General features: G+C 68.3%; 1 protein-coding gene and 1 pseudogene. Both read right to left on the bottom strand.

Features of this window, described 5'->3' with window-relative positions; all coding sequences use genetic code 11:
- Positions 1 to 359, bottom strand: a pseudogene (locus Q7C21_RS22325) (amino acid ABC transporter permease); the annotation flags it as partial.
- On the bottom strand, positions 356 to 694 hold a 339-nt coding region (locus tag Q7C21_RS22320), incomplete at its 5' end, for an ABC transporter permease subunit (protein ID WP_375151133.1). The pseudogene Q7C21_RS22325 and the gene Q7C21_RS22320, both read right to left, overlap by 4 nt.

Here is a 694-nt window from a genome sequence, read left to right as displayed (position 1 = left end):
ATCAGGACCAGGCCGGGGAGGGCCCGGAAGAACTCGACCACGCGGCCGGCCGGGACGCGCACCCAGGCGTGATCCGACAGCCGGGCGTTGCCGAACACCGCACCGAGCGGCAGCGCGATGATCACCGAGAGGACGGCCGCCTTCAGGGTGTTCTCCAGGCCCGGCCAGATGTACGTCGACCAGGCCTCGGTGCCCGTGAAGAACATCTCCCACTTCGCCCACTCCAGCTGGCCCTTGTCCTGGAGGGTCGTGTAGACCCACCACAGGACGGCGGCGAGGGCGACCACGAAGACCGCGGTGAGGACGACGTTGCGCCGCTTGGCGCGGGGCCCCTGTGCGTCGTAGAGAACGGAGCTCATCGCTTAACCGCCACCTTCTTGCCCACCCAGCCCAGGATCAGACCGGTCGGCAGCGTCAGGATCACGAAACCGAACGCGATGATCGCGGAGATCAGCAGCAGCTGGGCCTCGTTCTCGATCATCTCCTTCATCAGCAGCGCCGCCTCGGCGACACCGATCGCGGCGGCCACCGTGGTGTTCTTGGTGAGCGCGATCAGCACGTTAGCCAGGGGCGTCACCGAGGAGCGGAACGCCTGGGGCAGTACCACCAGGGACAGCACCTGGCTGAAGCTGAGGCCGATGGCCCGCGCCGCCTCGGCCTGCCCGACGGGCACCGTGTTGATGCCGGAGCGCAG

It is taken from the genome of Pantoea sp. ANP04 (assembly GCF_041982285.1).
GTDB lineage: Bacteria > Pseudomonadota > Gammaproteobacteria > Enterobacterales > Enterobacteriaceae > Pantoea > Pantoea eucalypti.
This window is presented reverse-complemented; position numbering and strand designations above follow the sequence as displayed.